The sequence below is a fragment of the Citrobacter sp. Awk 2 genome, from assembly GCF_028069815.1.
Lineage (GTDB): Bacteria > Pseudomonadota > Gammaproteobacteria > Enterobacterales > Enterobacteriaceae > Citrobacter.
This window is the reverse complement of record NZ_JANEWL010000250.1, coordinates 1-574: the sequence shown is the minus strand read 5'-3', so window position 1 is coordinate 574 and position 574 is coordinate 1. Positions and strand designations below refer to the sequence as shown.

1 protein-coding gene is annotated in these 574 nt (G+C 66.7%); it reads right to left on the bottom strand.

Features of this window, described 5'->3' with window-relative positions; all coding sequences use genetic code 11:
* The coding region (gene cobB, locus NNO02_RS23480; protein ID WP_271455901.1) for an NAD-dependent protein deacylase at positions 1 to 574 on the bottom strand (574 nt) is incomplete at both ends.

Here is a 574-nt window from a genome sequence, read left to right as displayed (position 1 = left end):
ACGGCAGTGCCGCGCGCCAGCGCCAGGTCGGGTAAACCGGCCGCCGGGTAGACGATCGCCGAGGTCCCCACCACGACCATCACGTCGGCGCTCCCTGTCGCCTCGACCGCGCTCCGCCACGGCTCCTCTGGCAGCGGCTCACCGAACCATACGATGTCGGGCCGGATCAGACCGCCGCAGTCGCAGACCGGCGGCTCCACTTCGATCGCAGGCTCGGGCATCTCCGGAAGGGCGTCGGTGTAGGGCACACCACAACGTGCACAACGAAATTCGAAAAGGCTGCCGTGCAGGTGATGCACCGCACCGCTGCCGGCGCGCTCGTGCAGATCGTCGACATTCTGGGTGATGACGCTGACCTCAGCATGGTCCTGCCAGGCGGCGATCGCGCGATGCCCGTCGTTGGGTTCGACGTTGGCCACCAGATAATGGCGCCATAGGTACCATCCCCAGACCCGCTCGGGGTTGCGCAGCCAGCCTTGCGTGCTGGACAGCTCGTAAGGGTCGAATCGGGCCCACAATCCGTTCTTGTCATCGCGGAACGTCGGTACACCGCTTTCCGCGGAGATCCCCGCGC